The organism is Vibrio sp. D431a, assembly GCF_030248655.1.
GTDB lineage: Bacteria > Pseudomonadota > Gammaproteobacteria > Enterobacterales > Vibrionaceae > Vibrio > Vibrio alginolyticus.
Map to the genome: position 1 here is coordinate 1 of NZ_JAHGAP010000080.1, position 1,826 is coordinate 1,826.

4 protein-coding genes are annotated in these 1,826 nt (G+C 39.7%); all 4 read right to left on the reverse strand.

The window, feature by feature from the left end:
• Positions 1–182 precede the first annotated feature (182 nt).
• The 4 genes from KJB35_RS28000 to KJB35_RS28015 all read right to left on the reverse strand — a co-directional run bounded on the left by KJB35_RS28000 (position 183) and on the right by KJB35_RS28015 (position 1,683).
• On the reverse strand, positions 183–461 hold the full coding sequence (locus tag KJB35_RS28000; protein WP_005377065.1) for a type II toxin-antitoxin system mRNA interferase toxin, RelE/StbE family: 279 nt from the start codon (positions 459–461) through the stop codon (positions 183–185).
• Positions 458–742, reverse strand: coding sequence for a type II toxin-antitoxin system RelB/DinJ family antitoxin (locus KJB35_RS28005; protein WP_005487956.1), 285 nt, complete (start codon positions 740–742; stop codon positions 458–460). The genes KJB35_RS28000 and KJB35_RS28005 overlap by 4 nt, the downstream gene beginning before the upstream one ends.
• Before the next feature lie 223 nt (positions 743–965).
• On the reverse strand, positions 966–1,355 hold the full coding sequence (locus tag KJB35_RS28010) for a hypothetical protein (protein ID WP_268207097.1): 390 nt from the start codon (positions 1,353–1,355) through the stop codon (positions 966–968).
• 10 nt (positions 1,356–1,365) lie between these two features.
• Complete coding sequence (locus tag KJB35_RS28015; RefSeq protein ID WP_213906424.1) at positions 1,366–1,683, reverse strand: hypothetical protein; 318 nt, start codon at positions 1,681–1,683, stop codon at positions 1,366–1,368.
• Positions 1,684–1,826 lie beyond the last annotated feature (143 nt).

The window sequence follows — 1,826 nt, forward strand, 5'->3', positions numbered from 1 at the left end:
AAACACACCTCAAGAAGTTGAATTCTCATCAAAAAATTAACATAACAAAGCATTTAAGAGTGATTCCCAACGCTTGGCATTTTTCATTCCATCGTTGGGTTTCGTGTTTACGGTGGTAAGGTTTAGGTCTGTGGTCGCGTTGCTCACACCTTAATGCGGCGTTAGTTCCCCAGAGGAAGCAATCAATCCGTAGGGAATTTTTGTTTCTGGTGGAGTACACGCATAACTCGGATGATATCTCCCTCGACCCAGTAAGAGATAATCATCGAAATCTCAGGAATAATGAGTAATCGTCCGCGGATACCATCTCGTTGTACGCCCATTAAAGGTTGTTCAAGCAAGTTTTCTACTTTTGCTTCAATGAGGTTGTCAGTTTTTTCTGCCGCATCAGGGTTGAAGTCATAGAGAAACTCGAAGATCTTTTCACGATCATTAAGTGACTCTTCTTCCCATAAAATCATTGCTTACCTCGATTACGGATTCTGGCTTTGCGCTCTTCCATTCGAGATTTAGCATTTTGGTGCTCAACGAAAACGGACTTTCCTGAGTCAAACTTCTCAAATGCTAGATTTACTTGTTCAGTTAGCCATGCATCGTGAGACAATGTTTTTCTTTGTTGTTCAGCAAGTTGCTCAGTAAGTTCACGGCATGCGTCACTCAGAGTGCGACCTTGGCTCTCAGCCATTTGTTGAGCTAGGCGTTTTGTTTCTTCATCAACACGAAATTGAATTCTAGTGTCCATGATTTATTCCTTTGTTGGTGTGTGTACAAATGTTAGCACTAGGCTTTGAGATGGGCAACTAACAAACAATTTAAGAGTGATTCGGCACGCGTGGCATTTTTACTATGCGTTGGTTTAAGTGAATAAGGTGGTATGCGGGGGCATCGTATTGCGTGCCTCACACCTTAATTGGGCGTTATGTGCCTTATTCATTTAGTACAAATGGCAATGATTAGAGTATCTATTAGTTAAGCGATGTCACCAATAATTTAGCTGATACTATTGCAGCTCTGATCTTTTCTATCGTGTCAGAAGACAGTTTGACGGTATCTGCTGTTTGCGAAATTCGTGTGAGCCATTTGTTAACCTTACTCTGAGTAGGCTGGTCTTCGTTTAGTTCATCAGTGAGGTCTTCTATATTGCTTGTTAAACTAGCAGCGTCTTCAACGTCCTTTAATGAGTTTACAATGTCCGTTAGTTCTTGAATTAGTTTGTCTTTTGCAAAATTGAATCCTGCTTTATTTTCGCTCGCTTTAATATTTGTAGTATTCTCAGCTTCGAGAAATTCAGTTGATGTAGTTTCGTTTTTGGTTAATGTGACATCGTCACAATTTTTGAGCTTGAACATTGTCATACCGAGGGTCCTATTTATATGGATTGTATTTCATGGCGCGTAAATAATTAAGCGCATAAAACATTGGAATAGACAGGTGGGTGTTATTACTTATCTGGATTTCATGTGGGAAATATGAGTAATTCTGTTTAATGCTTCGGTGTTGATTGTTTGAAAAGTTCAGCTCTGTACAGTTTTCAGCATCGATACCTGTTTTGGTATTCATTGACATGCCTTTGACGCTAATCCCTCGTGAGTCTCTTGCAACTATAGCCGCATCGAAGCCACTGATGCTGCCACCTATAACTCTACAGTTTGTACAGTTTTCTATTAAAATTCCAGCACTCATGGCAGTTATCTCTATAGGTAAGTTAATGTAGAATATACATACAAGTGTATATAGTGTCTACACGTCTAAGGTACATAACAAACTGTTCAAGAGTGATTCGCAACGCGTGGCATTTTTACTATGCGTTGGTTTAAGTGATTAAG

What these genes read in the sequence shown, in the direction of transcription:
- KJB35_RS28005 (WP_005487956.1), bottom strand. Translation starts at nt 742, where the DNA reads ATGGACACTAGAATTCAATTTCGTGTTGATGAAGAAACAAAACGCCTA.
- KJB35_RS28015 (WP_213906424.1), bottom strand. Translation starts at nt 1,683, where the DNA reads ATGAGTGCTGGAATTTTAATAGAAAACTGTACAAACTGTAGAGTTATA.
- KJB35_RS28000 (WP_005377065.1), bottom strand. Translation starts at nt 461, where the DNA reads ATGATTTTATGGGAAGAAGAGTCACTTAATGATCGTGAAAAGATCTTC.
- KJB35_RS28010 (WP_268207097.1), bottom strand. Translation starts at nt 1,355, where the DNA reads ATGACAATGTTCAAGCTCAAAAATTGTGACGATGTCACATTAACCAAA.